Source organism: Paraburkholderia terrae, assembly GCF_002902925.1.
GTDB lineage: Bacteria > Pseudomonadota > Gammaproteobacteria > Burkholderiales > Burkholderiaceae > Paraburkholderia > Paraburkholderia terrae.
This window is the reverse complement of the sequence record NZ_CP026112.1, coordinates 966,665-991,829: the sequence shown is the minus strand read 5'-3', so window position 1 is coordinate 991,829 and position 25,165 is coordinate 966,665. Positions and strand designations below refer to the sequence as shown.

23 protein-coding genes are annotated in these 25,165 nt (G+C 62.0%); 14 read left to right on the top strand and 9 right to left on the bottom strand.

Annotation, left to right across the window (positions count from 1 at the left end; all coding sequences use genetic code 11):
* The first annotated feature begins 156 nt into the window (after positions 1-156).
* The 7 genes from C2L65_RS20655 (at position 157) to C2L65_RS20625 (ending at position 8,198) form a co-directional block, all read left to right on the top strand.
* Positions 157-831: a histidine phosphatase family protein gene (locus tag C2L65_RS20655; RefSeq protein ID WP_042315917.1), complete on the top strand. Its 675-nt coding sequence runs from the start codon at positions 157-159 to the stop codon at positions 829-831.
* Between the two features lie 25 nt (positions 832-856).
* Positions 857-1,885: a phosphotransferase gene (locus C2L65_RS20650; RefSeq protein WP_042315916.1), complete on the top strand. Its 1,029-nt coding sequence runs from the start codon at positions 857-859 to the stop codon at positions 1,883-1,885.
* Between the two features lie 41 nt (positions 1,886-1,926).
* Complete coding sequence (locus C2L65_RS20645) at positions 1,927-2,691, top strand: SDR family oxidoreductase (RefSeq protein ID WP_042315947.1); 765 nt, start codon at positions 1,927-1,929, stop codon at positions 2,689-2,691.
* Between the two features lie 915 nt (positions 2,692-3,606).
* Entirely contained in the window at positions 3,607-4,857 is a 1,251-nt protein-coding gene (locus tag C2L65_RS20640; RefSeq protein ID WP_042316857.1) for an acyl-CoA dehydrogenase family protein, read from the top strand.
* A gap of 67 nt (positions 4,858-4,924) precedes the next feature.
* Positions 4,925-5,836, top strand: coding sequence for a LysR family transcriptional regulator (locus C2L65_RS20635; RefSeq protein WP_042316861.1), 912 nt, complete (start codon positions 4,925-4,927; stop codon positions 5,834-5,836).
* A 171-nt stretch (positions 5,837-6,007) separates the two neighbouring features.
* On the top strand, positions 6,008-7,264 hold the full coding sequence (locus C2L65_RS20630; protein ID WP_233446586.1) for an ATP-binding protein: 1,257 nt from the start codon (positions 6,008-6,010) through the stop codon (positions 7,262-7,264).
* 178 nt (positions 7,265-7,442) lie between these two features.
* A complete protein-coding gene (locus tag C2L65_RS20625; RefSeq protein ID WP_042316864.1) occupies positions 7,443-8,198 on the top strand; it encodes a COG4705 family protein in 756 nt (251 codons plus the stop codon).
* 30 nt (positions 8,199-8,228) lie between these two features.
* Here C2L65_RS20625 and C2L65_RS20620 read toward each other — a convergent pair whose 3' ends face one another.
* Positions 8,229-8,480 (bottom strand): hypothetical protein, encoded by a 252-nt coding sequence (locus C2L65_RS20620; protein WP_042316868.1) that lies wholly within the window; start codon positions 8,478-8,480, stop codon positions 8,229-8,231.
* A 107-nt stretch (positions 8,481-8,587) separates the two neighbouring features.
* Here C2L65_RS20620 and C2L65_RS20615 point away from each other — a divergent pair, with 107 nt between their 5' ends.
* From C2L65_RS20615 to C2L65_RS20600, 5 genes are all read left to right on the top strand, one after another.
* Positions 8,588-8,839, top strand: coding sequence for a PepSY domain-containing protein (locus C2L65_RS20615; RefSeq protein ID WP_042316870.1), 252 nt, complete (start codon positions 8,588-8,590; stop codon positions 8,837-8,839).
* A 111-nt stretch (positions 8,840-8,950) separates the two neighbouring features.
* Positions 8,951-9,079, top strand: coding sequence for a hypothetical protein (locus C2L65_RS47090; RefSeq protein WP_255221919.1), 129 nt, complete (start codon positions 8,951-8,953; stop codon positions 9,077-9,079).
* 136 nt (positions 9,080-9,215) lie between these two features.
* On the top strand, positions 9,216-10,043 hold the full coding sequence (locus C2L65_RS20610) for a MetQ/NlpA family lipoprotein (protein ID WP_042316873.1): 828 nt from the start codon (positions 9,216-9,218) through the stop codon (positions 10,041-10,043).
* Positions 10,044-10,058: 15 nt separating this feature from the next.
* Positions 10,059-11,012 carry a sulfonate ABC transporter substrate-binding protein gene (locus C2L65_RS20605; protein WP_042316875.1) on the top strand — a complete coding sequence of 318 codons (954 nt, stop codon included), beginning with the start codon at positions 10,059-10,061 and terminating at the stop codon, positions 11,010-11,012.
* Positions 11,013-11,088: 76 nt separating this feature from the next.
* Positions 11,089-11,487, top strand: coding sequence for a hypothetical protein (locus C2L65_RS20600; RefSeq protein ID WP_042316878.1), 399 nt, complete (start codon positions 11,089-11,091; stop codon positions 11,485-11,487).
* A gap of 33 nt (positions 11,488-11,520) precedes the next feature.
* On the opposite strand, the gene C2L65_RS20595 is transcribed toward C2L65_RS20600, so the two are convergent.
* Entirely contained in the window at positions 11,521-12,852 is a 1,332-nt protein-coding gene (locus C2L65_RS20595; protein WP_042316880.1) for a phthiocerol/phthiodiolone dimycocerosyl transferase family protein, read from the bottom strand.
* 336 nt (positions 12,853-13,188) lie between these two features.
* Here C2L65_RS20595 and C2L65_RS20590 point away from each other — a divergent pair, with 336 nt between their 5' ends.
* A complete protein-coding gene (locus C2L65_RS20590; RefSeq protein ID WP_052427052.1) occupies positions 13,189-14,295 on the top strand; it encodes a TIGR03118 family protein in 1,107 nt (368 codons plus the stop codon).
* 1,179 nt (positions 14,296-15,474) lie between these two features.
* Here C2L65_RS20590 and ilvD read toward each other — a convergent pair.
* The 6 genes from ilvD to C2L65_RS20560 all read right to left on the bottom strand — a co-directional run bounded on the left by ilvD (position 15,475) and on the right by C2L65_RS20560 (position 22,396).
* Positions 15,475-17,334 (bottom strand): dihydroxy-acid dehydratase, encoded by a 1,860-nt coding sequence (gene ilvD, locus C2L65_RS20585; RefSeq protein WP_042315801.1) that lies wholly within the window; start codon positions 17,332-17,334, stop codon positions 15,475-15,477.
* Positions 17,335-17,501: 167 nt separating this feature from the next.
* Positions 17,502-18,029, bottom strand: coding sequence for a cytochrome P460 family protein (locus tag C2L65_RS20580; protein WP_042315802.1), 528 nt, complete (start codon positions 18,027-18,029; stop codon positions 17,502-17,504).
* Positions 18,030-18,052: 23 nt separating this feature from the next.
* The gene (locus C2L65_RS20575) at positions 18,053-19,081 is read right to left on the bottom strand and encodes an alpha/beta fold hydrolase (protein ID WP_042315804.1); all 1,029 of its coding nucleotides are present in this window, start codon (positions 19,079-19,081) and stop codon (positions 18,053-18,055) included.
* Positions 19,082-19,403: 322 nt separating this feature from the next.
* Positions 19,404-19,850, bottom strand: a complete 447-nt coding sequence (locus tag C2L65_RS20570) for a cupin domain-containing protein (protein WP_042315806.1) — start codon at positions 19,848-19,850, stop codon at positions 19,404-19,406.
* A gap of 26 nt (positions 19,851-19,876) precedes the next feature.
* Positions 19,877-20,857 carry an AraC family transcriptional regulator gene (locus C2L65_RS20565; RefSeq protein WP_233446585.1) on the bottom strand — a complete coding sequence of 327 codons (981 nt, stop codon included), beginning with the start codon at positions 20,855-20,857 and terminating at the stop codon, positions 19,877-19,879.
* Between the two features lie 69 nt (positions 20,858-20,926).
* Positions 20,927-22,396 carry an aldehyde dehydrogenase gene (locus tag C2L65_RS20560; protein WP_042315807.1) on the bottom strand — a complete coding sequence of 490 codons (1,470 nt, stop codon included), beginning with the start codon at positions 22,394-22,396 and terminating at the stop codon, positions 20,927-20,929.
* Positions 22,397-23,247: 851 nt separating this feature from the next.
* Here C2L65_RS20560 and C2L65_RS20555 point away from each other — a divergent pair.
* Complete coding sequence (locus C2L65_RS20555; protein ID WP_103254560.1) at positions 23,248-23,697, top strand: universal stress protein; 450 nt, start codon at positions 23,248-23,250, stop codon at positions 23,695-23,697.
* Positions 23,698-23,747: 50 nt separating this feature from the next.
* On the opposite strand, the gene C2L65_RS20550 is transcribed toward C2L65_RS20555, so the two are convergent.
* On the bottom strand, positions 23,748-25,148 hold the full coding sequence (locus C2L65_RS20550; protein ID WP_042315809.1) for an amidase family protein: 1,401 nt from the start codon (positions 25,146-25,148) through the stop codon (positions 23,748-23,750).
* Between the last annotated feature and the right edge of the window lie 17 nt (positions 25,149-25,165).

The window sequence follows — 25,165 nt, the reverse complement described above, 5'->3', positions numbered from 1 at the left end:
GCGGAGAAGGCGGGAGTTAGCGGGGGCTGACAGTTAGTTGCGATTGCGCGGGCCACTGTCATCACTATAGTGAATGGCGGATGATTCAATAAATAAACTTCGGAAATACATCCGTCGAGGCTAAGCTGGCTTCACCTCTTCAAGGCGAAGCATGTGATGGCGGAACTCTATCTGGTACGGCATGGCCAGGCGTCCCTGGGCGCCGACGACTACGACCGACTTTCAGACGTAGGCGAGCAGCAAGGCATCTGGCTCGGCGAATACTTCGCGCAGCGCGATATCGCATTCGACCGCGTGATGACAGGCACGCTGCGCCGCCACGCGCAGACCGCCGATGCGATCCGGCGCGGACTCGGTGTGCAGCGCATCGATTGCGAGATTCATCCCGGTCTCGACGAATACGATTTCCACGCACTGTTTCGCGCGCTTGGCGACGAGCACAGCGCGCTGGCCGAACGCGCCACGCGCAGTCCGCGCGATTTCTTCAAGGCTTTGCGCGAAGTCCTGCAACTGTGGACGGACGGCGCGCTCGACGGCCATGCGCCCGAAACCTGGGTCGCGTTCCAGCAACGCGTTGCCGAAACGCGCGCCGCGATCCAGCAGGGCAGCAGCCAGCGTGTGCTGGTCGTGAGTTCCGGCGGCGTGATCGCCGCGCTGACGCAGCAGGTCTTGCAGGCGCCCGCCGCCACGGCCATCGCGCTCAACATGCAGATACGCAACAGCAGCGTCAGTCATTACTTCTTCAATCGCGACACGCTGCATCTGTCGAGCTTCAACGGCATCGGCCATCTCGACGATCCGCAGCGCCGCGCCTTTCAGACCTATGGCTAATCCAGGGCTTAACGCATCGAACGATATGACTTGCGATCACCACGACACCACGCTCGACCTCGACCGCCTTGCACGATATCTGGAGCAACACGTCGCGGGCTTCCGCGGCCCGTTGCACGCGACAAAGTTCGCAGGCGGCCAGTCCAATCCGACTTATCTGCTCGACGCGCAGAGTGGCCGCTACGTGCTGCGCCGCCAGCCGCCCGGACAGTTGCTGAAATCGGCGCATGCCGTCGACCGCGAATTCCGCGTGCTGAGCGCGCTCGCCGATACGCCCGTGCCTGTCGCACGCGCCTGGCATCTATGCGAGGACCGCGATGTAATCGGCAGCATGTTCTACGTGATGAGCTACGAGGAAGGCCGCATCTTCTGGAACCCGGCGCTGCCCGAAATGGAGCGCGACGCACGGCGCGACTATTACGCGTCGATCGTGAAGACGCTCGCAGCGTTGCATGACGTCGATCCGCAAGCAGTGGGACTCGCCGACTACGGACGCGCGGGGAATTACTTCGAGCGTCAGATTGGCGTCTGGACGAAACAGTACCGCGCCGCCGAAACACAACGCATCGACGCGATGGAAGCGCTGATCGACTGGCTGCCCGCGCACTGCCCTGCCGATGCGCTGCGCGCATCGCTCGTGCATGGCGACTTTCGCATCGACAACCTGATCTTCGCGAGCGACGCGCCACAAGTACGCGCGATTCTCGACTGGGAACTGTCGACGCTCGGCAATCCGCTCGCCGATCTTGCGTACTTTTGCATGTGCTTGCGGCTGCCCGCGCACGGACATATCACGGGATTGCGCGGACAGGATCGCGCTGTCCTGGGTGTGCCCGACGAAGAAGAAATCGTCGCCCAGTATTGCGCGCTGCGCGGGCTGCCCGCGATCGACAACTGGCCGTTCTACCTTGCGTTCAGCTTCTTCCGGCTTGCGTCGATTGCGCAGGGCGTGAAGGCACGCGCGCTGCAGGGCAATGCATCGAGTGCGCAGGCGCATCAGGTCGGCGCGATGGTCGAACCGCTCGCGCAACTGGCGGCCGAGCTGATCACGTAGCCTCGAACACAATCATTGACGAGAACATGAAGGAGACAACATTGAGCACAAATCTTTTCGACCTGACGGACCGCATTGCACTCGTGACGGGCGCGAGCCGTGGCATTGGCGAGGCGATCGCCAGGTTGCTCGCGCAACAGGGTGCGCATGTGATTGTGTCGAGCCGCAAGCTCGAAGAATGTGAGCATGTCGCGGCGGATATTCGCGCGGCGGGCGGCAGTGCCGAGGCGTTTGCGTGTCACGTCGGGCGTATGGAGGACATCGCGGCGACGTTCGCTCATATTCGCGAGAAGCATGGACGGCTGGATATTCTCGTGAATAACGCTGCCGCGAATCCTTACTTTGGGCACATTCTCGATACGGATCTTGCTGCGTATAACAAGACTGTCGAGGTGAATGTGCGTGGGTATTTTTTTATGTCGGTGGAAGCGGGCAAGTTGATGAAGGAGCGAGGACGTGGCGCGATTGTCAATACGGCGTCTGTCAACGCGCTGCATCCTGGTGATATGCAAGGGATTTATTCGATCACCAAGGCGGCTGTCGTCAACATGACTAAGGCGTTTGCCAAGGAATGCGGGCCGTTGGGGATTCGCGTTAATGCACTGTTGCCTGGGCTTACCAGGACCAAATTTGCTGGCGCGCTGTTTGAGAACAAGGATATCTATGACCAATGGGTCAACAGTATTCCGCTGCGCCGGCATGGGGAGCCCTCTGAAATGGCAGGGACGGTGTTGTATCTCGTTTCTGATGCAGCTAGCTATACGAATGGGGAATGTATTGTTGTTGATGGAGGACTGACCGTCTAGGGTTTTTTGCCCTGTGGGCGCGTTGGGTCGCGGTGCGGCGTATTTGCTCTGTGCGTTGGCCTTTGCGCCGGCCTTTGCGTTGGCCTTTGCGTTGGCCTTTGCGTTGGCATCCGCGATTCGTTAGCGTGCTTCAAGCGTCGCCCCTGTGCGGGGCGGCACCTACTTTTCTTTGCCGCCGCAAAGAAAAGTAGGCAAAAGAAAGCGGCTCACACCGCCAACTCTAGTTTTTGCCTGAGGGCCCCCAAAGGTTCTTACGCTTCACACGGCAGCCTTTCTGTTCGCGTTCGTTGCCAACGCTACGAATGAGCGCCTCACCCGCTTCGAATACCCGTACTCGAGCAGGCGGCAGCGAATGGTATGAGCCGCCCAGGTGGCAAACTGTGTGTAGGTTGTCGCGGCGTACGGCTTGGCGCTCTTACAGGTTGAACGCCTGTGCTATCGGTCCGAAGTGAGGCGTGTGAGGCACTACGGCCTACACACAGTTTGCCACCTGGGCGGCGGTGGACTACTTGGCACGGCGTGCGGCAGCGCGGGTGCGTGAAGCGGGTGAGGCGCAGCGCAAGAGCGTTGGCAACGAGCATGGGTCACGTGATTGCGTTGTGAAGCGTAAGAGCCTTTGGGGGCCCTCAGGCAGGAAGAAATGTTGGCGGTGTTAGCCGCTTTCTTTTGCCTACTTTTCTTTGCGGCGGCAAAGAAAAGTAGGTGCCGCCCCGCACAGGGGCGACGCTTGAAGCACGAAGGCATAACGCGGATGCCGGAGCAAAGGCCAAAACACTGACCGGCAACGCCTGAAGCCCGAAGGCAAAGCGCGGATGCCAGCGCAAGGGCAAACACCCAACACCAGCGCTCCCGCACAAAGTACCAAACACCGAACACCGAACACACAACACCCAAACCAAACATAGGAAACACATCATGAACTTCGGCTACAGCCAAAAAGTAGAAACCCTCCGCACCCGCGTAAGCGCCTTCATGAACGAGCACATTGTGCCCCGCCACGCCCAGTGGCTTGACGAAGTGCATGCGGGCCACTTCCCCGCCTCCTTCATGGAAGAGCTAAAAGCAAAAGCCAAATCGGAAGGCCTGTGGAACCTGTTCCTGCCACACCTGAAGACCGACGAACCCGGCACAGCCCTGACGAATCTCGAATACGCGCCACTCGCCGAGATCATGGGCCGCATCTCCTGGGCGCCCGAAGTCTTCAACTGCAACGCACCCGACACAGGCAACATGGAACTGCTCCACATGTTCGCGACACCCGCGCAACGGGAGCAATGGCTCACACCACTACTAGAAGGCACAATCCGCTCAGCCTTCGCGATGACAGAACCCGACGTCCCGTCGTCAGACGCAACCAACATCACGACGTCGATCCGCCGCGACGGCGACGACTACGTGATCAACGGCCGCAAATGGTTCATCACGAACGCCGCGCATCCAAACTGCAAGATCTTCATCGTGATGGGAAAAACAAACCCGGACGCGGAAACACACCAGCAACAAAGCATGATTCTCGTGCCCGCAGAAACGCCCGGCGTGAAAGTGATCCGCAACATTCCCGTGATGAACCACATCTCACCGGAAGGCCATTGCGAAATGACGTTCACGAACGTGCGCGTCCCCGCAACGAATCTGCTCGGCGAAGAAGGCAGCGGTTTCGCGCTCGCCCAGGCGCGGCTCGGACCGGGACGCATCCATCACTGCATGCGCTCGATCGGCGCGGCGGAACTCGCGCTCGAATTGATGCTCGAGCGGTCGCAGGAACGCAAGACGTTCGGCAAGTATCTGCATCAGCACGGCACGATCGGCGAATGGATCGCGAAGTCGCGCATCGAAATCGATCAGGCAAGGCTGCTCGTGCTGAAGACCGCGTGGCTCATCGACGAAGTGGGCGCCAAAGCGGCGCGCAAGGAAATCTCGATGATCAAGGCGGTCGTTCCGCAACTGCACACCACCGTCTGCGATCGCGCGATGCAGGTGTTCGGCGCAATGGGCCTGAGCCCCGATACGCCTCTCGCCGATCACTGGACATGGGGCCGCGCGCTGCGTTACGCGGACGGTCCCGATGAAGTCCACCTGCAGGCGATCGCGCGCATGGAACTCGCACAAAGCAAGGAGACGCTGGGAGCCGCCGCCGCGTATCTGACCATGCCGCCGCGCGACTAAATGCGCACACGGACGCAACGCATCGATGCCCTCGCTTATCATCTCTCACGAAGGAGACACTTCCGCGATGCGTCCACCCAAACTCGATCTGAACCTCTTCGTCGTATTCGAAGCGATCTACGACAAACGCAACCTGACGCGCGCGGCCGACATGCTGTTCATCACCCAGCCCGCCGTCAGCAACGCGCTCGCGCGCATGCGCAAGGCGTTCAACGATCCCCTCTTCGTCAGCACGCCGTCGGGCATGGTGCCGACGCCCCTGTCCGAGAACATCATCGGCCGCGTGCGCGAAGCGCTGCAACTGCTGGAAACGAGCGCGACGGAAGGCGACGTGTTCGTGCCCGCCGCGTCGGAGCGCACATTCCGTCTCAGCATGCCCGATCTGACCGAGGCGATTCTCCTGCCCGCGCTCGGCGAAGTGCTGCAGCAGCAGGCACCAGGCATGCGCATCGAAAGCTATTTCACGCCGCGCAGCGAAGTGGCCGCCGCACTCGCGACGGGCAAGATCGACTTCGCGATCGACGTGCCCCTCATCGACGATCCGCAACTGCATCAGATGCCGCTCGGCAGCGACCGCTACGCGTGCATGCTGCGCCACGATCATCCGTTCGCGGGCGACACGCTGACCATGGACGACTATCTCGCGCTCGGCCACGTTCAGGTATCGAGCCGTCGACAGGGCAGCGGTCTCGTCGACGCCGAATTGCACAAGCTCGGCAAGCGCCGCCAGCTGCAGATGCGCGTGCAGCACTACATGGTCGCGCCGCTCATCGCGCTGCGCACCGATCTCGCGCTCACTGCGCCCGTGCAGTTGCTGCAACGCTACGACGCGCGCATTCTCGCGTTGCCGTTTGCGCTCGCGAAGCTCGAGTGGCATCTGTACTGGCATCGCAGCGGCGAGCAGGACCAGGCGAACCGCTGGGTGCGCGGCGAAGTGATCCGGTTGATGAATGAAATGGCCGAGGCGGGCGGCGTGTAGAACGTTGCCGCACATCAGTGACGGCGGCAGCAACATCTGGTAAGGAAAGGCCTCTTTTCACGGCTGTTCCGCGTTTTGGAAACAGCCTGTTGCGGCGATCATCGCTTGAATCCGCAGGCGCGCGTGCGCCTTGCGGAACGACCTGAGCGAATCATCGACGTAGAGAAAGACGTGAATACCTTGTTCGCACGAACGGTGCTGTTATCGGTGGCGATGTTGCTTACCGTGCATGTCGGTTATCGGCTGATCGAGTCGGTTTCTTTAGCCGCCGACGGCTTTCCTTCCGGCACGCCGCAAGCGGGCGCGTCGTACGCCGCGCGCGAAGACACGTTCCTCGACACGGACGACGCGACGGGCATCGGCCCCACGCTGTCGATCCGTCCGCGCATCGTCGATCTCGGCGCACCCGTCGCGCCCAGCCTGCGCGCCGCCGTGTGGTCCGGCGCGCCGATGTCCGTGCAGCTGTCTGCCTCAATAAATGCGCTCGCGCTGGCCGACACCGCATCACCCGATAGCTGGGACGACGCACCCTTCTCCTACGCGTACGACCCGCGCTTCGCGCCGTTGATCCTGTCGCTGCCTGCCGCGTTGATCGCCCTGTGCGCCTACTGGTTCTGCCAGATGCGGCGCAACCTGTGCGAACTCGCGCAGATGGCGCGCAACGCCGACGCAGGCGGCACCGCGCTGCGCGCGCCCGATCGCGGCGTCTGTGACGTGCGCGTGCTTGCGCGCGCGTTGAACGACCTGATGGGCCGCCACAGCCGGGCGCTCGACGAACAGTCGACGGCGCTCGCCGCGTTCTCCCGGCAAATCGACGCGCGCGTCGCCCGCTTGCGCACGCGTGCGCTGAACGTCGCGCAATGGCACCGGCGCGTGGGGTTCATCGAAGACATCGACCTGTTCTCGAACGTCGCGCGTCAGTTCGTCGACGTCGTGGGCCGCAGCGAAACGCAGGCGGCGCAGGTGTGCGTCGACGCGTGGCTGCACGACCGCTTCGTACACGGCGCCACGCTCGACGACGCGAAGATCGTGCTGCGCCTGAATGCAGGCGCGGACTTCAAGCTGCCGCGCAACGCGCTGGAGCGGCTCGTCGGCAATCTGGTCGGCAATGCGCTCGCGCACGGCGCGCCGCCCATCGAAATCTGCACGACACGCGGCGTGCGCACGTGGATGCTGAGCGTGCGCGATCACGGCAAGGGCATCAGCGAAGGCGACCTGGCCGCGGCGACGCAGCCCTTCGTGCGTCTCGCGGCGAGCGAGACAGGCGGCGAACCTCTCATGGCGCACGGCGAGCATTGGGGACTCGGGCTCGCGATCGTCAGCCGGCTCGCGCAGCATTGCGGCGCGAAACTCAAGCTCGGCAATCATCCCGAAGGCGGGCTGTGGGCGCGCGTGATCGTGTCGATGCCCAAGGCCCGCCTGAATTGACGCTCACGGGTTCCATGGCGGCGCTAACGGGTTCCATGGCGGATATGACCCGGTTGAAAGCAGAGGAAATAAGGCTCTCTTAAGCAGACGCCCCCTAGTCTGTGGCCTTTGTGCCGCGCTGCAGCGAAATACGACGCTCGACGCGACGCACCTTTCACTCACTTTCACGCCCGACGCCATGGAAAAACTGAATAACGCCGTCGCCAAGGTTCCCGAGGTCACGCTCGCGTTCTGGATCATCAAGATTGCCGCCACCACACTCGGCGAAACGGGCGGCGATGCCGCTTCGATGTCGATGAGCCTCGGCTATCTCGTCAGCACGCTGATCTTCGGTGTCATCTTTCTGGTCGCCGTGACCGCGCAGATCAAGGCGGACCGCTTCAATCCCGTGTTGTACTGGGTCACGATCATCGCGACGACCACAGTCGGCACGACGCTCGCCGATTTTGCCGACCGTTCGCTGGGCATTGGCTACGCGGGCGGCAGCGCGCTGCTGCTGGGGCTGCTGCTCGCCTCGCTGCTGGTCTGGTATCGGACGATGGGGTCGGTGTCCGTCACGACCGTTTCGTCCTCGAAAGCCGAAATGTTCTACTGGGTGACGATCATGTTTTCGCAGACGCTCGGCACCGCGCTCGGCGACTGGACTGCCGACACCGAAGGTCTCGGCTATGCCGGCGCGGCGCTGATCTACGGCGGCCTGCTGCTGGCGATCGTCATCGCGTACTACGCGACACGGATGCCGCGCACCTTGCTGTTCTGGGCCGCGTTCATCCTGACGCGTCCGCTCGGCGCCGTCGTCGGCGATTTTCTCGACAAGCCGATCGCAAACGGCGGTCTCGCGATGAGCCGCTATGGCGCATCGATCGCACTCGTCCTGTTCATTCTGGTGTGCGGGACGCTTTTCCGGCAGCGGCCAGCGAAGGTTTCGCACTAGCTGCGCAATACCGCCGCGCACGCGGCAGCGCTAATTTGCAGCACTGCGCCTGTGCATGCAGTCGTCCGGGCGCAGCTTGCTGCCCCGCTCCGCGACGGGCACCTTGCAGTTGTCGACGCGCTGGTCGTCGCTTGCCTTGTCGCCAAGACGTTCCTTGAGCGTTTTGGGTTCGCTTGCCGCGGTGTCGTTGGCAGCGGCGGCATGGGCCGCATGCGCCGACGCAGCGCCACCCATCGCGACCAGCGCAACAAGCACATACGCGATGGCGGACGTTGACGGCATCGCATGCCCTCCCGTGACTGTTGCCCAATATTAGGTCAACCCGCCGCCGGGAAGATTGCTGACTCATTCTTCCGCGCGCGCACCGCGTCCCAGCACGCCATTATTCGTTGACAAATCCTGAGAACGATCTCTTTTCGGGCAACGTGCTCGCCGCGCAACGCTGGGATCAGGTCGATCCGGGCGCGCGCGCTGTGTCGGTGATTTATCCGCTGCATACGGGCGAACTCGGCGGGCCACTGCTGATGACTGTTCTGGGCGTCGGCGGCCTCGCGCTGTTCGGGCTTTCCGTGACGGGCGTCTGGCAGTGGTGGCTGCGTCGCAAGGCGCGCCGCATGCCCAGCAGCACACGCAACCGCTAACGGCACCCATAGCGCCGAAACTGCTTTGATTCTGAACATTGATTGGTTCGCTCGCGCGGTCGGCTTCGCTACATTGAAGGCTTCGATCACAGCCGGGCGCGAGGGCGATCAATGGCACAGCTTCGACGCTTTGCATCCTTCACGCAGTCGCGCGCCCTGCGCGACTTCCTGACGACGGCAGCCGCCGTGCTCGCCCTCAGCTACTTCGGAACCCCGCAATCCGACCGTTCGCCGGACTGAAACCCGGCGAAACGCGCTACTGGAACGCCTTAAAACGCTTGCGCTCATACGCGATAACGATAGCGCTCGATATTATTTGCGCGGCCACCATCGGCTCTCTACGATCTCGGCATCTTCAACCGATGACTTCTGAATCATGAAAACAACCAGGACGCTCAAAGCCGCACTCTTCTCCGTTCTGCTGACATGCGGGATTGTGAGCGCACAAGCGGCACTCGCCGCGGACCAGACGGTGCGCGTCGGCATCATGTCCGGCGAAGACGAGGACGTGTGGCGCGCAGTCGCGGCCAACGCGGCGAAGCACGGCATCAAGGTCAAGATCACGACCTTCTCCGACTACACGCAACCCAACGAGGCGCTCGCGCAACACGATCTCGACGCCAACTCGTTCCAGCACAAGCCGTATCTCGATGCGCAGATCGCCGCGCGCCACTATGACATCGTGCCAGTCGGCTTCACCTATGTGCAGCCGATTGGCCTCTATTCGCGCAAGGTGAAGTCGGTCGCAGCGCTGCCGCAAAACGCGACCATCGGCGTGCCGAACGACCCGAGCAACGAAGGCCGCGCGCTGCTGCTGTTGCAGGCCAACGGGCTCATCAAGCTGCGTTCCGACGTCGGCCTGCTGCCGACGGCTCGCGACATCGCCGACAATCCGAAGCACATCCAGATCAAGGAACTCGACGCGGGCATCGTGGGCCGCGCAATCAGCGATGTGGATGCAGCCGTCGTCAACACCGATTGGGCGATCAAGGCAGGCATCCAGATTCCGCAGGAACGCATCGCGCAGGAAAAGGTGCCGGGCAACCCGTATCGCAACTTCATCGCGGTCAATGCGAAGGATGCGAAAGCAGCCTGGGTGAAGACGCTGGTCGACAGCTATCAGCAGGCGAACGTCGCTTCGTCGATCCTGACCGTCTATCACGGCGCAACGCTGCCCGCATGGGACGGCGCACCGCAGCACTAAGCGCGCACACTCGCCATGTCCATGACTAACCGACGTTCGTTCCTGAAACAGTCGTTCGCCGCCGCTGCGGCGGCGGCCGTGCCCGCCGCCTTCGCGCAAGGTTCACCGCGCACGCTGCGCATCGGCAACCAGAAGGGTTATCTGAATCTGCTGAAGGGGCGCGGCACGCTCGAAAAGCGGCTCGCGCCGCTCAATGTATCCGTGAGCTGGACCGAGTTCTCCGCGGGCCCCGTGCAACTGGAAGCGCTGAACGTCGGTTCGATCGATTTCGGCGATGTCGGCGAAGCGCCGCCCATTTTCGCGCAGGCCGCGGGCGCGCCGCTTGCGTACGTGGCGGCGACGGTGACGCGGCCGCAATCCGAAGCCGTGCTCGTGCCGCCGAACTCGCCCATCCGCACGGTCGCCGACCTGAAGGGAAAGCGGATCGCGCTCAACAAAGGCAGCAACGTCCACTACTTTCTGGTCAAACTGCTGCGCCAGCACGGCTTGCAATATGCGGACGTCAACCTCGTGTTCCTCGCGCCCGCCGATGCCCGCGCCGCGTTCGAGCGTGCCTCCATCGACGCATGGGTCATCTGGGACCCGTTCTTCGCCGCAGCGGAGAAATCGCTCGGCGCTCGCGTGATTGCCGATGCGAGCGGCGTAGTGGGAAATCGCGCGTACTACTTTTCGTCGCAGACGTATGCCGCGAAAAATGCCGACGTGATCCGCATCGTGATCGAGGAACTCGGAAAGGTCGATGAGTGGGGCCGGCAAAACAAGGATCAACTGGCGAGCGAACTCGCGCAGTTGTGGGGCTTGCCGAAACCCGTCGTCGATGTGGCCGTCGCGCGCCAGCAGTTCGGGACCCAGCCCATCACGCGCGCAATCCTCGCCGAACAGCAGCAGATTGCGGATACGTTCCTCGAGCTTGGGCTGATTCCAAAGCATGTGGACGTGCTGAAGGCCGCGCCGCCGAACCTCGCGTAGCGCCACCCGTTTCGCGCGTTGCCGTTACAATCCAGCACTTCGATCGTAACAGGCACACTGCGAGGCACACTGCGCGATGAAATTCCTTCCTGCATCGACACTCGCGGCGGCAATCGTCGTCGCGAGCACGGCTGCGATTGCCGCGGACTCCGGCTCGAACGGTAACCTCAGTTGCGCGATTGGCTATGTGACGGGCGTTGGCGGAGCGGCTGACAGCATGCGCGAATATCTCGCGACGCCCGACCGCGACCGCTATCGCTACATTTCCGAGCACCCGATCCAATGCCACGTGAACGACGATGGGCGCGCAAGCGGCTGCGTCGGCGTCGAGAACCTTCGCAAAGAGAAGGTGAGCGTGTACGACGAGATCGACAGCGCGACGATGTCGGTGGTCGCGCGCATCGAACTCGAACATGGCCAGACGTATCCCGTGATTATCGTCGTGCAGAAGAAGGACGTGCGCTGCGACGATTGAGTTCGCCGCCCTTCTCCTTCATGTCGAAAGCGGCTATTCGCGGGTGTCCGCGCCTGCTTCCGCGCTTTCGTCCTCACTTTCGTCCGCGTTTTCGTCCGGGTTTTCGTCCGTTAGCGCCGCCGTGATTTCCACCACCATCTGGTCGAGTAGCCCCAGCACGGGCGTATAACTCGTATGCACCAGATGCAGTTGCCCGTTGAACGTCGCCGCGCCGATCACCTGTTCGTCGACGACACCCACCGAAACCGACGGGCCCCAGACCGCGTCGAGCGTGAGCGGGCCGAACCGTTTCGGCAGGTTCACGACGCCCAGATTCGTGACCACTGCGTCGTTCGCGAATGCCTGCGCGAAAACGGCTTTCGCGTCGGCCGTTCTATTCACGGTGTCGAGCAGCGCGTGTGCCGTCAGCACGCGCTCTGCCAGTACATTCGTCGACTCGATATCAGCAAACGCCTGTCCGGCGTGGCGCGCGCGGCTCCACAGGCCCGCGTCGCGCGGACCGTCGTCGGCGTGAACGACGCCACTCGCGCACATCGCAAGATGATCGCTGCCGTCGAGCAGGCGACGCCGCAAATCGACGGGCGAAAGCACGCGCGGTTCCCTTTGCGCATCGGCATTCAGAAAGCACATTGCCCGCGTGAACGCCGCGATCAACGCCGACTGAACCGAGGTACGCTCGGCCCTTGAGCGCTCGCGCAGCGCGCGCGTCATCGTCGACGTCAGACGCAGCGACTCGACATGCGGCGCCGACCCGTCCGGCCGCCGCATCTCCAGCGGCGCACGCATGGGCTCATCCGACGGCACGGGCGCGTTCGAAGGGAGTTTCGGCGCGCCATGCTTCAGTTCGATCAAATGTTCGAGCGCCCTCGTCTCCCCGCTGCGCATCAGATTTTCGCCCGCCACCGCGCGCAACAGATCGCCGAGCAACGACGTCAGCGACAGCCCGTCACCGATCGAATGATGCGCGACGAGCACGATGACCGACCGTGCTTCGCCATGCAGCAGCGTCGCGCGCAGCAGCGGCGGATGCAGTTCATCAAAGGGTTGCGCGATTTGCGCGGCGACTTCATCCGTCCAGTTCGTCGAACCAACCCGCGCCACTTTCATCGGCACCGAACCATGCGGAACGGGCACGAATGCGGGCGCGCCGTTGCTGCCCCGTTCGACGCGCGACCACACGAGCGGCGAATGGTACGCGACCAGATCGAGCGCGTCCTGCCACTGATCCACGCGCGTAGGTCCCGACACCTCGCCAACCATGGCGAAATGGTTTGGATGACTCTGATTCAACAGATAAAAGAACTTTTCCATTGCACCCAGGGAACGCGCGGCGCGGATCATGACGGGTTCGGCTAATGAATTCATAACGTCCTTCCATGTTTCGTTGGCGGTTGTATTTCGAAGAACGCCTGACGAATTCCGCTTATTCCGTTCACGCGTCAGAAATTTCGATGATCTGATGAATAGCACTACGCGCTTCGCATTTCAGCACGCGCTGCGAAGTCACATCGCTACATGCGAAGGCGCGAACTGGATGCAACGCTCGAACGCAATAAGCAAAAAACGTTGGAATAGGCGGGCCGCGACAGTTGTTATGGAGAGAGGTCCTATTTAAAGCGGACCGTTTGAATCGCCCGAGAACCTCTCAGTTCTATTTATTAGCGATCCTATCTATACGCATCACAACGATTGAGGAAGTCGATGATGAAGACCTATAGACCTTTATTCGCAATTTCACTCGCCGGCGTTCTGGCATCCGGCCTCGCCGCATGCGGTGGCGGAAACGATTCGTCGGCGCCGCCCGCGCCGCCCCCCAGCCCGTTCACGTCGACTGCACTGGTTTCTGACGGCAGCACCCCCGCCGCGCATACCGATCCGAACTTGCAGAACGGCTGGGGCGTGGCGTTCAACCCGAAGGGCACCTTCTGGGTGTCGGACAATACGACTCACAAGTCGACGCTCTACGACGGCAATGGCGTCGTGCAATCTCTCGTCGTGACGATTCCTGATGGCAAGAACGGTCCCGCCGGACCGACGGGCATCATCTTCAATTCCACTACGGATTTCACCATCAGCAGCGGCGGCAACAGCAGCAGCGCTGTCTTCGTCTGGGCCACCGACGCAGGCACGATCGCCGCCTGGTCGCCGAAAGTCCTGCCGACGCAGGCCGTCACCGCATTCGATGACGGCAGCGCAGGCGCCAACTACAAAGGTTTGACGGCGGCCGCCGTGAACGGCCAGAACCTGCTGTACGCGGCGGACTTTCACAACGGCAAGATCGACGTGTTCAATACCGCGTTCACGAAGGTCCAGCTTGACGGACAGTTCAAGGACCCGACGCTACCGGCAGGCTTCGCGCCGTTCGGCATTCAGGCAATCGGCAGCAACATCTTTGTCACCTATGCGAAGCAGAACGCGACGGCGAGCGCGCAGGTCGTCGGAGCCGGGCTGGGCGTGCTGGACGAGTTCGATCTCAGCGGCCACTTCGTCAAGCAGTTCGCCGGTATGGGCGGTGTGCTGAATGCGCCGTGGGGCCTCGCGCAGGCACCCGCGAACTTCGGCACGTTGAGCAACGATCTGCTGGTCGGCAATTTTGGAGACGGCACGATCGAAGCGTTCGATCCGAATAGCGCGAAGGATCTTGGCAAGCTCACGCTGCACGATGGTCAGCCGTTCACGCAGCATGGGCTGTGGGGGATCAGCTTCGGCAACGACGTTGACAACCAGCCGAAGAACACGCTGTTCTATGCGGCGGGGCCGAGCAAGACGACGGGGGTGTTCGGGAGGATCGACGCGGCGGCGAATTGATCGAGGGTTATTGGGGCGCCAGGCGCTGAAAGATTTACGGTTTCGGCCCGTGCGGATGCTGTTGCTGGTTTGGGTTCGCGGTTTGCTTTTGGTTTGCTAGCGTTGTCCCGCTCTCTGCAAGGAGTGTCTCTGCTCTTGGGTGTCTGCGACGCTGGGTGGTTTGCTTGTTTTTGCTGCTGGCATCCGAGATGCGTTAGCTTGCTTTACGCGTCGCCCCTGTGCGGGGCGGTCTCTGCGCTTGGTTGTCTGCGACGCTGGGTGGTTTGCTTGTTTTTGCTGTTGGCATCCGCGATGCGTTAGCTTGCTTCACGCGTCGCCCCTGTGCGGGGCGGTCTATGCGCTTGGTTGTCTGCGACGCTGGGTGGTTTGCTTGTTTTTGCTGTTGGCATCCGCGATGCGTTAGCTTGCTTCACGCGTCGCCCCTGTGCGGGGCGGTCTATGCGCTTGGTTGTCTGCGACGCTGGGTGGTTTGCTTGTTTTTGCTGCTGGCATCCGCGATGCGTTAGCTTGCTTCACGCGTCGCCCCTGTGCGGGGCGGCACCTACTTTTCTTTGCCGCCGCAAAGAAAAGTAGGCAAAAGAAAGCGGCTAACACCGCCAACTCTTGTTCCGGCCTGAGGGCCCCCAACCGGTCTTATGCTTCACACGGCAACGTATCTGTCCGCCTGCGTTGCCAACGCTTTGAATGTGCGCCTCACCCGCTTCGAATACCCGTACTCGGGCCAGCGGCAGCGAATGGTATGTGCCGCCCAGGTGGCAAACTGTGTGTAGGTTGTCGCGTCGTATGCGTAAGCGCTCTTACAAGGTGGGACGCGTGTGCTATTGGTCCGAAGTGAGGCGCGCGAGGCACTACGGCCTACACACAGTTTGCCACCTGGGCGGCGGTGGAATAGCTGGCGTGGCATACAGTACTGCGGGAGCTTGAAGCGGGTGAGGCGCCAATTAAGAGCGCTGGCAACGAGCATGAGTCATGTGGTTGCCGTGTGAAGCGTAAGAACCGTTGGGGGCCCTCAGGCACGAACAAGAACTGGCGGTGTTAGCCGCTTTCTTTTGCCTACTTTTCTTTGCGGCGGCAAAGAAAAGTAGGTGCCGCCCCGCACAGGGGCGACGCTTGAAGCTAGATAACAAAACGCGGATGCCAGAGAAAACACAAGCAAACCAAACCGGCATCCAAACAAGATCAATCATCGAGCAACGACAAATCCCTCACCGCGCCCTTATCCGCCGACATCACGAGCTTCGCATAAGCCTTCAGCGCAGCTGACACCTTCCGCGGACGCGGCTTAACCGGCTTCCAGCCCTTGGCATTCTGCTCTGCACGACGACGCGCGAGTTCCTCGTCGGACAACAGCACATCGATCGTACGGTTCGGAATATCGATACGAATACGATCGCCATCCCGCACGAGACCGATCGCACCACCCGCCGCCGCTTCCGGCGAACAGTGGCCAATAGACAGCCCCGACGTACCGCCCGAGAAGCGCCCATCCGTCAGCAGCGCGCAAGCCTTGCCGAGCCCCTTCGACTTGATATAACTCGTCGGGTACAGCATCTCCTGCATGCCGGGACCACCCTTGGGCCCTTCGTAACGCACGATCACGATATCGCCCGCCTTGACCTTGTCGTTGAGGATGTTCTCCACCGCTTCATCCTGCGACTCCGTCACGTGCGCCGAGCCTTCGAACACCAGAATGCTTTCGTCGACGCCCGCCGTCTTCACCACGCAACCATCCAGTGCGATATTGCCCGTCAGCACCGCAAGCCCGCCTTCCTTTGAGAACGCGTGCTCATACGAGCGAATGCAGCCTTCCGCGCGGTCCAGATCCAGACTCGGCCAACGCGTGTTCTGGCTGAACGCGACCTGCGTCGGAATGCCGGCGGGGCCTGCCATGTAGAACGTCTTGACGGCTTCGTCGTCGGTGAGCGCGATGTCCCACTGGTTCAACGCATCCTTGAGCGTCGCCGCATGCACGGTCGGCACGTCGGTGTGCAGCTTGCCCGCGCGGTCCAGCTCGCCGAGGATGGCCATGATGCCGCCCGCGCGATGCACGTCTTCGATGTGATACTTGTTCGTGTTGGGCGCCACCTTGCACAACTGCGGCACGATCCGCGACAGACGGTCGATGTCCGTCATCGAGAAGTCGATTTCCGCTTCCCGCGCGATCGCGAGCAGGTGCAGGATCGTGTTGGTCGAGCCGCCCATCGCGATATCGAGCGTCATCGCGTTTTCGAACGCCTTGAAGCCAACCGAACGCGGCAGGATGCGCTCGTCTTCGTTCTCGTAGTACTGGCGCGCCAGTTCGACGACACGACGCCCCGCGCGCTTGAACAGTTGCTCACGGTCCGCGTGCGTCGCGACCACCGTGCCGTTACCAGGCAGCGAAAGACCCAGCGCTTCCGTCAGGCAGTTCATCGAGTTGGCCGTGAACATGCCCGAGCACGAGCCGCAGGTCGGGCACGCAGAGCGCTCCACTTCGGCGACGTCGGCGTCGGAGTATGACTGGTCGGCGGCGATCACCATCGCGTCCACGAGGTCGAGCTTCTTGAACTCGATGGTGCCCGTCTTCGGGTTCGCGAGGCGCGTCTTGCCGGCTTCCATCGGGCCGCCGGACACGAAGATCACGGGAATGTTCAGGCGCATCGCGGCCATCAGCATGCCCGGGGTGATCTTGTCGCAGTTGGAGATGCACACCATCGCGTCGGCGCAGTGCGCATTGACCATGTATTCGACAGAGTCCGCGATGATGTCGCGGCTCGGCAGCGAATACAGCATGCCGTCGTGGCCCATCGCAATGCCGTCGTCGACGGCGATGGTGTTGAATTCCTTGGCAACGCCGCCCGCCGCTTCGATTTCACGCGCGACGAGTTGGCCCAGGTCTTTCAGGTGAACGTGTCCGGGCACGAACTGGGTGAACGAATTGACCACCGCGATGATCGGCTTCGAGAAGTCTTCGTCTTTCATGCCGGTGGCGCGCCACAGCGAGCGCGCCCCAGCCATGTTGCGGCCGGCGGTGGAGGTTTTGGAACGGTATGCGGGCATCGTGGTTGTGGGTGAAATATCGCAGAGAGAAAGCGGGCCGCGGGAATAATGGCCCTTCTTGCGCCCGTGCGAACAACCTCGTGAGTCGCGCCCTGGGCAAACCGCGATTATCCCACACAGCCTTTAGGCGCGTCGGAATCCCACTACCTGGAAATCCCCGCCCGCGCTTACGGCGCGTACCGCGTGAAGACGTAGTCGCGGTCCTTCACCCGTGCCGCGTGACAGGCGAAACACGTCTGGTGCTGCGCGAGGTCGGCAGGCTGTCCGTTGATGAAGCGCCCGAACCCCCAACCGCCCGTCGATGCATAGCGGCGCGAGTCCTTCACCATCACCTGCACCGTGGTTGCCTGTCCCGGCACGGTCGCGGATTCGAAATCGGGCGACTGCTTGCGCTTGTACGCGAGCTTCACGAGTATCGTGCCGTCCGGGTACGGTAGCGTCGAGCTTTCGATCGCCTTGATCGCGGCGGGGTTGCCCAGCACGACGCGCAGCTCGTCGAGCGGCGCGGCTTCCTCGGCGGGCGCGATCATCTGCCACTTGCGGTATCCGTCGGGAATCGTGACACCGTAAATCGGCGATGCCGGTTTCGTTGCAGCGGCAGGCCTGGCGGATTCGGCAACTGCCTGATCCGCCGACACGGCGCCGAGCAGCAGCGCCGTGCTGAGGACAACATACGCGGTCCGGATGGCTCGCATTGGATGGCTCCCCGGTCGTCCGTTCAGAAACGCGCTACGTCGATAATCGCGTCGGCAAATGCCTTCGGCGCTTCCTGCGGCAGGTTGTGCCCGACGCCGCCGCCGATGTTCCGGTGCGCGTACTTGCCCGTGAACTTCTTCGCGTACGCAGACGGGTCCGGATGCGGCGCGCCGTTCGAGTCGCCTTCCATCGTGATGGTCGGCACCGAAATGGTCGGCGCTGCCGCGAGGCGCTTTTCCAGTTCGTCGTATTTCGCCTCGCCACGCGACAGCCCGAGACGCCAGCGATAGTTGTCGATCACGATGGCAACGTGGTCCGGGTTAGCGAACGACTCGGCCGTGCGATCGAACGTTGCGTCGTCGAAATTCCACTTCGGCGAGGCGAGTTGCCAGATCAGTTTGTTGAAGTCGTGGCGATTCGCGTCGTAGCCCGCATAACCACGCTCCGTAGCGAAGTAGAACTGATACCACCACGCGAACTCCGCTTTCGGCGGCAGCGGCGCGTGGTTCGCCTGCTGGCTGCCGATCAGATAACCGCTCACCGACACCAGCGCCTTGACACGCTCCGGCCACAGCGCCGCAATGATGTCCACCGTGCGCGCACCCCAGTCGAATCCGCCCAGCACGGCCTTGTCGATTTTCAGCGCATCCATCAGCGCGATGATGTCGACGGCGATCACGGCTTGCTGGCCGTTGCGCGGCGTATCCGCGGACAGGAAGCGCGTGCTGCCGTAGCCGCGCAGATACGGCACGATCACCCGATAACCGGCCGCAACCAGCAGCGGCGTGACTTCGGCAAAGCTGTAGATGTCGTAAGGCCAGCCGTGCAGCAGAATCACAACCGGGCCGTTCTGCGGGCCCGCTTCCGCGTAGCCGATGTTCAGCGTGCCCGCGTTGATCTGTTTGATCGTATCGAACGAAGCGGCACGTCCACCCGTCTTGACGCTGGTCTGCGCGTTGGCGAGCCCGCTCAGGCCCAGTTCCATCAGGCCGATGCCTGCAATGGTCGTCCCGAGCAGACGACGGCGCCGCGTGTTGATCTGATCCGACATGTTTTTTTCCTCAGGTACGGTTGCTTGGATGACATCTGCGCGCTCTTGTCAGATGCGCAGCCTGTTGATTCGACAGCACGCGGAACGCGCACAGCGCGAGCGTCGGCTCAGTGCGTTTCACGCGAACGCCTGTTCGCGCTTCCCGTTCGCAACACCAGAACAGCTGGCATGGAGGTATTAAACATGTCGGACGTATCTGCGGTTTGTCCGCAATGTCCGCCAATGAGTCGTTATGTATCAGGCGGCGGCGCAGATACATTGGGATACAAAAACGTCGTCAATTGCGGTCCAGGAAACGGGTTCGGCCGTTCGGACCGTCTTACTACTTCTTCGCTTCGTCCGCATTGTAGGTGACGTAGAGCTTGGTGTAGCCCTGCGTGTCGAACTGCCCCGTCCATCCTTTCGGCAGCGTAACGGCTTCGCCTGTATTCACGACCATCACCGAACCGTCCGACGACGTCAGCTTCACGTTCCCCGAAAGAAAATAGAGGAACTCCGTATAAGGCAGACCTTGCGGACCTTTGATCTCCTCGTGCAACGGACCCGATTTGTAGACGCCCGTCTGATAGGCGTTATCCGGCGACGTGAAGGTGACCACGTCCGTACTACGCTGACCGTTTTCGTCTTTCTTGACCGCGTCGTTCCGGTTGAATACCGCGCCCGCAAGTTCGGCTTTCGAAACCTTGACGGGCTTGATCGTTTCCGCGTGCAACCCCGTCGATGCGATTGCACTGCTCGATGCCAATGCTGCGAAAAATGCCTTGTTCACGACGTTTCCCTGTGAGTGAAATGCTTTTAAAAGTGATTGCCCATAAAGCGGAAATCCGATGGCGACACGCCGTATTGCCGCTTGAACAGCCGGCTGAAATGCGCTGCCGTGGTGAATCCGCACTGCCATGCAACTTCCTGAATCGAACTGTCGTGCGCGCCGCGCGTTCGCAGCAACAGCGCCGCGCGCTCGAGCCGCGCCTGCCACAGATACCGCATCAGCGACATGCCTTTTACACGGAAGAGCCGCTGCAGGTGTTGTGAAGACACATGCACGCCAGACGCAATCGAAGCGACGTCGAGCCCCGCCTCGCCAAGATGGCTTTCGATGTAGCGCTTCGCCTGATGGATCAACGCTTCGGGACACCGCCTCTTCGATCGCGCGCCAGGATCGATCATCGCGAACTCGATGAGTTCGAGCAGTTGCTCGCCCATCATGTTTTGCGCAATGACGCTCGGCGCAGTGGATTGCCGCGCGATGCACTGGATGAGATCGCAGGTCGCGCGAACATCGGGCGACAGCGCATCGCCCACCAGCGGCCCCGCACTCGAACGATGCACGCCACGCTCGCGCAAACGCGCTTTCGGTACGCGCAGCACAGTCATCCGCGAGCGCTCGGGGAACACTTCGACAAACGGATAGACGGGGTCGATGATGAACATGCTGCCCGCGTCGAAACGCTCGACCAGGCCGCGCGATTTCACATGCACATGGCCCTCCGTCACGAGCTTCACGAACAGCCAGCCGCCTTGCCACGACGGCAATTCCTCGCCGACAGGCGACAGCGTCTGCATTGCCAGGTCAGCAAGCGAGACGCCGACTTCACCTAAGGTCCAACTCTTGACGGTCGAGTCGATCGACTGCCGCGGATCGAATGCGCATTTCAATCCGTGGCTGTTCAACATGATGTGCGACCATCGCTCGCCCGCGCTCAGACCAGTATCGAAAGTGATCTCGTGCGTGTCGAAGTGCATGAAAACGTCCCATGAATCAAAACGGACGGGCATGCGCAGGTCTTTGGCGCTGGCGTAACGCATCGACCACAACGATCGATCACGCCCGCGCCTCTCTGCCTGTCATCCAGCCGCCGTCGGCATGAACACTGCCTTGGTTTCGAGGTACGCCTCCAGTCCCTCGCGGCCGCCTTCGCGGCCCACTCCTGATAACTTGAAACCGCCGAACGGCACATTGGCCGCCAGTTCGACGCCGTTAATGCCGATATGGCCCGACTGGACACGGCAAGCAACCGCGTAAGCCCGCTCCACATCGCTGCTATAAACCGAGCCGCTAAGGCCATACGGCGTGTCGTTCGCGATACGCACCGCGTCGTCGATGTCATCATAAGGAAGAATCGAAACGACGGGGCCAAAGATCTCCTGCTGCGCAATCGTCATGTGCGGCGTGACGTGAGCGAATACCGTAGGCTCGACGAAATAGCCCTTCTCGAAGCCACCATTGCCCGTCCCGCCCAACACGATCTGCGCGCCTTGACCGATGCCCTGCTCGATATAGCCGCGCACGCGATCGCGCTGCACGGCGTTCAATACCGGTCCGATACGCGTATCGGTCTCGCGCGGGTCGCCAAGCTTCAGCTTCGAAATGATCTCAGCGTACGCGCTGACGATCTCGTCATGTCGTGCCCTGGGCGCAAGAATGCGCGTCTGCGCGAAGCAGATCTGGCCGGAAAACGGCATCGTGAACGGCGTCAGCGCTGCCAGTGCCGAAGGCAGATCGACGTCGTCGAGCAGAATCGCCGCCGATTTCCCGCCGAGTTCCAGCGTCACACGAGCCAGACGGTCCACTGCCGCGCGCGCGATCCATTGCCCCGTTGCGACGCTGCCCGTAAAGCTGATCTTGTCGACATCGCGTGATTGCACAAGTTGCGCGCCCTCGTCGCGGCCCGCCGTGATGACATTCAGCACGCCCGGCGGAAGGCCCGCAGCCGCCGCGCATTCCGCGATGACCAGCGCATCCAGCGGACTCTCCGGCGGCGACTTGACGACGACCGTGCAACCCGCGGCCAGCGCCGCCGCGATCTTGTGCGACACGATCGGGAAGGTTGCATTCCACGGCGCAATCAACGCGGCGACGCCGACGGGTTCGAGGCGCACGCGCGCGTGGCCGCGCCGTGTCGGCCGTGAGTCCTCGAACTCGAACGTCTCTGCGAGCGACGCAAAGAACTCAAAGCGCGTGATGCCCGTGGGAAGCAGACCATTCGCGAACGTAATCGGCGCGCCGACCTGATCGGTCCACAGTTGCGCGAGCAAGGGCAAGCGCTGGCGGATTTCTTCCGTCAGCCGCTTCAGATATACGCTTCGCTCGGCGCCCGATAGCTTCGGCCACGGACCATGGTCGAACGCCCGGCGCGCCGCCGCAATCGCGCGCTCGACGTCCGCGGAATCCGCGAGCGGAACCGACATGAATGGCTCTTCCGTCGCAGGAGAGATCAGCACATGGCGTGCGTCGGAGTGGCTCAGCACCCATTCGCCATCGATGAAAAAGCGACTGCGGACATTCGACGAAAGTGCTGTGGAGTACTCGGTCATGGTCTTTCCGATTGAAAGTCTTCTACATCTACAGTAAAAGGGTTTCGACCGCGCGATGTCGGCTTGAAACCCACCAACGGATTCCGCCAACGTCGGGAACCTGTGACTTTTCAGTGTAGTGATTCGACTCTTTCGGAAATTGTCCAAGGCAATTCGATCGCTTGTCCAAAACGCGCTTTCTGACTGATGCCTGGTTATAGCCTGGTTTTAGCGCAGGAGTATGTCGTAATGTATCTGCCGCCACTCCGGATACATTCGGTTTCAAAGACCTTTCCCGGGCATACGTACCCGCTGTCGTTCACGTCTATAGCGTTCGAATGCGCGTCCCAGACAAGACAAATGCGCCGCATGGACAAGGCATCCGTCAATTGGGAGCGATAGAGTAGACAGTTCCCCTCCGTCATTCCGCTTCCCGATTGCAATGCAGTGCATAGATTTTTCGCACATTCTTCCTGACATGCTTCCCCGGCTCTGGTCTTTCGCGTTACGGCTGACAGAGAACGAATATGAAGCGGAAGAACTCGTTCATCAGGCCTGCGCACGCGGACTTGAAGACTCACACAAGCTGCCTCGCGACACATCGCCGCTCGACTGGATGTTCTCGATCGTCTATTCCATCTGGCGCGCCGATCCGATAGGCCAAGTGCGGCGGCATTGTACTGCGAAGAAAAGTTCTCTCTGCTCACAACACCTTTTCCAGAATAACGCGTGTGGAATAGATCCACCTGGCTAAGCGTTGTTGAGAAGAGCACCCGAAATCCAGTATCGGATTCGTGCGACTCGCATTACGAAATCCTCACTTTCAATCGGAGTACGATCCGCTTCGCGCTCCGTTACGGCCTCGAAAGAACATGTCATCCTTTTCAAGAATGCTGCTCGTCTACGACGAAACGCTAGAAGCTCAAGCCGCGCTGAAACGTTGCTCGCAATTGTCGCTGGCGTTGTCCGCACACGTCGATGTGGTTTCCGTCGTAGATTCGATCACGGCCAATGCGACCTGTGCAGGCATGCTGTCGGATCTCGCGTGCAGCAGTATGGAAGCCCACGCGCAACACGCGCTCGACGTTGCAGTCGCGCATCTCGTGAATCTCGGCGTCACCGCGCATGGCTTCATCAAGTTCGGACGCACTGTCGACGTGGTTCCGCTGCATGTCGCAGCATTCCATGCCGATATCGTGGTGATCGGCCATCGCGTGCAATCGGGGTTCGCGCGCTGGTGGGGCGGGCGCCCGGTTCATCTCGATCTGGCCGAACGGCTGCGTGGCGCCGCAATCGTGGCCGTCACCGCGCCCCTTTCGTGATGTTTGATGAGGGCGCGTGTGGACCGGACGGCAGTTGCCGCCCGGCAAGCTCAAACAACAGGGTCGATAGGCGAAGGCGGCACGCCGCGCGCTTCGATCGCTTCACCCGCCAGCAGACACAAGTCCTCGCGATAGTGCGCAGCGACGATCTGCACACCAACGGGCACGCCGTCGACCAGTTGCGTCGTGACAGCCAGCCCCGGCAGACCCATCGCGGGTAGCGCGCGCATCGTGAGTTGCGCTTCCCATACCCTGTCGAAACCTTCGGGGCCACGCTGATCGAGATCGTCGGGAAACGGCAGTTCGCCTGAGACGGGCATCAGCACCACCGCATACTGATCGAGGAACAGACGCCATTGACGCACCAGCGTCGAGCGCCGCACCAGCGAACGGCTGATCACATCGGCAGGCAGGCCTTGTACCTTCAGACGCGCCGCCGCGACGACGGCAGCCGCGCCCGGATCGCCGTCACGCGCGACGGAATCCGCCAGCGCGTCAAAACCGTCACCCAGCCATAAGCGCTCCTGCAATTGCCCGGCTTCACGGATCGACGGCACGTCGTCGATTTCCTCGACGGTCCAGCCTGCATCGACGAGCCGGCGCGCCGCATCGAGCAACGCATCCTCGACTTCCTTCGCGATCTGCAAACCGCCAGGGCGCAGGCACAGCGCCGCGCGCAGCGGCACGGCGCGCCCTTCCAGCGGCAGCGCCACATACCAGGGATCGCGAAGATCCGGCGCGGCAAGCGCAAGCAGGCCGAGGCGAAGATCTTCGATCGTGCGTCCAATCGGTCCCGCGGCCGACATCAGTTGCGCGCCGATTGCACGTTCCGGCGACGACGCGTTGAACGCCGGCACACGCCCGAGGCTCGGCCTGAGTCCATGCACACCGCACGCATAGGCGGGATAGCGGACCGAGCCGCCGATATCGGTGCCGAGCGCGATTTGCCCGATGCCCGCAGTGACAGCCGCAGCCGCGCCGCCCGATGAGCCACCCGGCGTGAGCTTTGCATCGCGCGGATTCAACGTGCGCCCGTGAACCTGGTTCGACGTGAACCAGCGCAGCGCGAAGGTCGGCGAATTGCTGCGGCCAAGCAGCACCGCGCCCGCCTTCGACAGATTGTCCACGGCCGGACTATTCGTTTCGGCGATCAGGTTTTCCTGCAGACGCGTGCCGTTCGTGGTCGCAAAGCCAGCCTGATCGACATTGATCTTCACGGTGACGGGCACGCCTGCGAGCGGCCCCGGATCTTCGCCGCGCGCGATCGCCTGGTCGATTTCGTCCGCCTGGCGCAGCACCCATTCGGGCTTGTGCGCGACGACCGCGTTGATGATCGGGTTCACTGCATCGAGACGCGCCAGCGCGGATTGCGCCGCCTCGCGCGCGGATACCTCACGGCTGCGAACACGCCTCGCGAGTTCAGCCGCCGACAAGCGCCATAGTTCAGTCATGTTGTCCCCGATAAAGA

Bases quoted from the DNA above. Each gene is read 5' to 3' on its own strand.
- C2L65_RS20575 (WP_042315804.1), bottom strand. From the start codon at position 19,081: ATGTCGGATCAGATCAACACGCGGCGCCGTCGTCTGCTCGGGACGACC.
- C2L65_RS20555 (WP_103254560.1), top strand. From the start codon at position 23,248: ATGTCATCCTTTTCAAGAATGCTGCTCGTCTACGACGAAACGCTAGAA.
- C2L65_RS47090 (WP_255221919.1), top strand. From the start codon at position 8,951: ATGGCACAGCTTCGACGCTTTGCATCCTTCACGCAGTCGCGCGCCCTG.
- C2L65_RS20565 (WP_233446585.1), bottom strand. From the start codon at position 20,857: ATGCCCGTCCGTTTTGATTCATGGGACGTTTTCATGCACTTCGACACG.
- C2L65_RS20560 (WP_042315807.1), bottom strand. From the start codon at position 22,396: ATGACCGAGTACTCCACAGCACTTTCGTCGAATGTCCGCAGTCGCTTT.
- C2L65_RS20620 (WP_042316868.1), bottom strand. From the start codon at position 8,480: ATGCCGTCAACGTCCGCCATCGCGTATGTGCTTGTTGCGCTGGTCGCG.
- C2L65_RS20610 (WP_042316873.1), top strand. From the start codon at position 9,216: ATGAAAACAACCAGGACGCTCAAAGCCGCACTCTTCTCCGTTCTGCTG.
- C2L65_RS20640 (WP_042316857.1), top strand. From the start codon at position 3,607: ATGAACTTCGGCTACAGCCAAAAAGTAGAAACCCTCCGCACCCGCGTA.
- C2L65_RS20605 (WP_042316875.1), top strand. From the start codon at position 10,059: ATGTCCATGACTAACCGACGTTCGTTCCTGAAACAGTCGTTCGCCGCC.
- C2L65_RS20590 (WP_052427052.1), top strand. From the start codon at position 13,189: ATGATGAAGACCTATAGACCTTTATTCGCAATTTCACTCGCCGGCGTT.
- C2L65_RS20635 (WP_042316861.1), top strand. From the start codon at position 4,925: ATGCGTCCACCCAAACTCGATCTGAACCTCTTCGTCGTATTCGAAGCG.
- C2L65_RS20595 (WP_042316880.1), bottom strand. From the start codon at position 12,852: ATGAATTCATTAGCCGAACCCGTCATGATCCGCGCCGCGCGTTCCCTG.
- C2L65_RS20650 (WP_042315916.1), top strand. From the start codon at position 857: ATGACTTGCGATCACCACGACACCACGCTCGACCTCGACCGCCTTGCA.
- C2L65_RS20550 (WP_042315809.1), bottom strand. From the start codon at position 25,148: ATGACTGAACTATGGCGCTTGTCGGCGGCTGAACTCGCGAGGCGTGTT.
- C2L65_RS20600 (WP_042316878.1), top strand. From the start codon at position 11,089: ATGAAATTCCTTCCTGCATCGACACTCGCGGCGGCAATCGTCGTCGCG.
- C2L65_RS20625 (WP_042316864.1), top strand. From the start codon at position 7,443: ATGGAAAAACTGAATAACGCCGTCGCCAAGGTTCCCGAGGTCACGCTC.
- C2L65_RS20580 (WP_042315802.1), bottom strand. From the start codon at position 18,029: ATGCGAGCCATCCGGACCGCGTATGTTGTCCTCAGCACGGCGCTGCTG.
- ilvD (WP_042315801.1), bottom strand. From the start codon at position 17,334: ATGCCCGCATACCGTTCCAAAACCTCCACCGCCGGCCGCAACATGGCT.
- C2L65_RS20655 (WP_042315917.1), top strand. From the start codon at position 157: ATGGCGGAACTCTATCTGGTACGGCATGGCCAGGCGTCCCTGGGCGCC.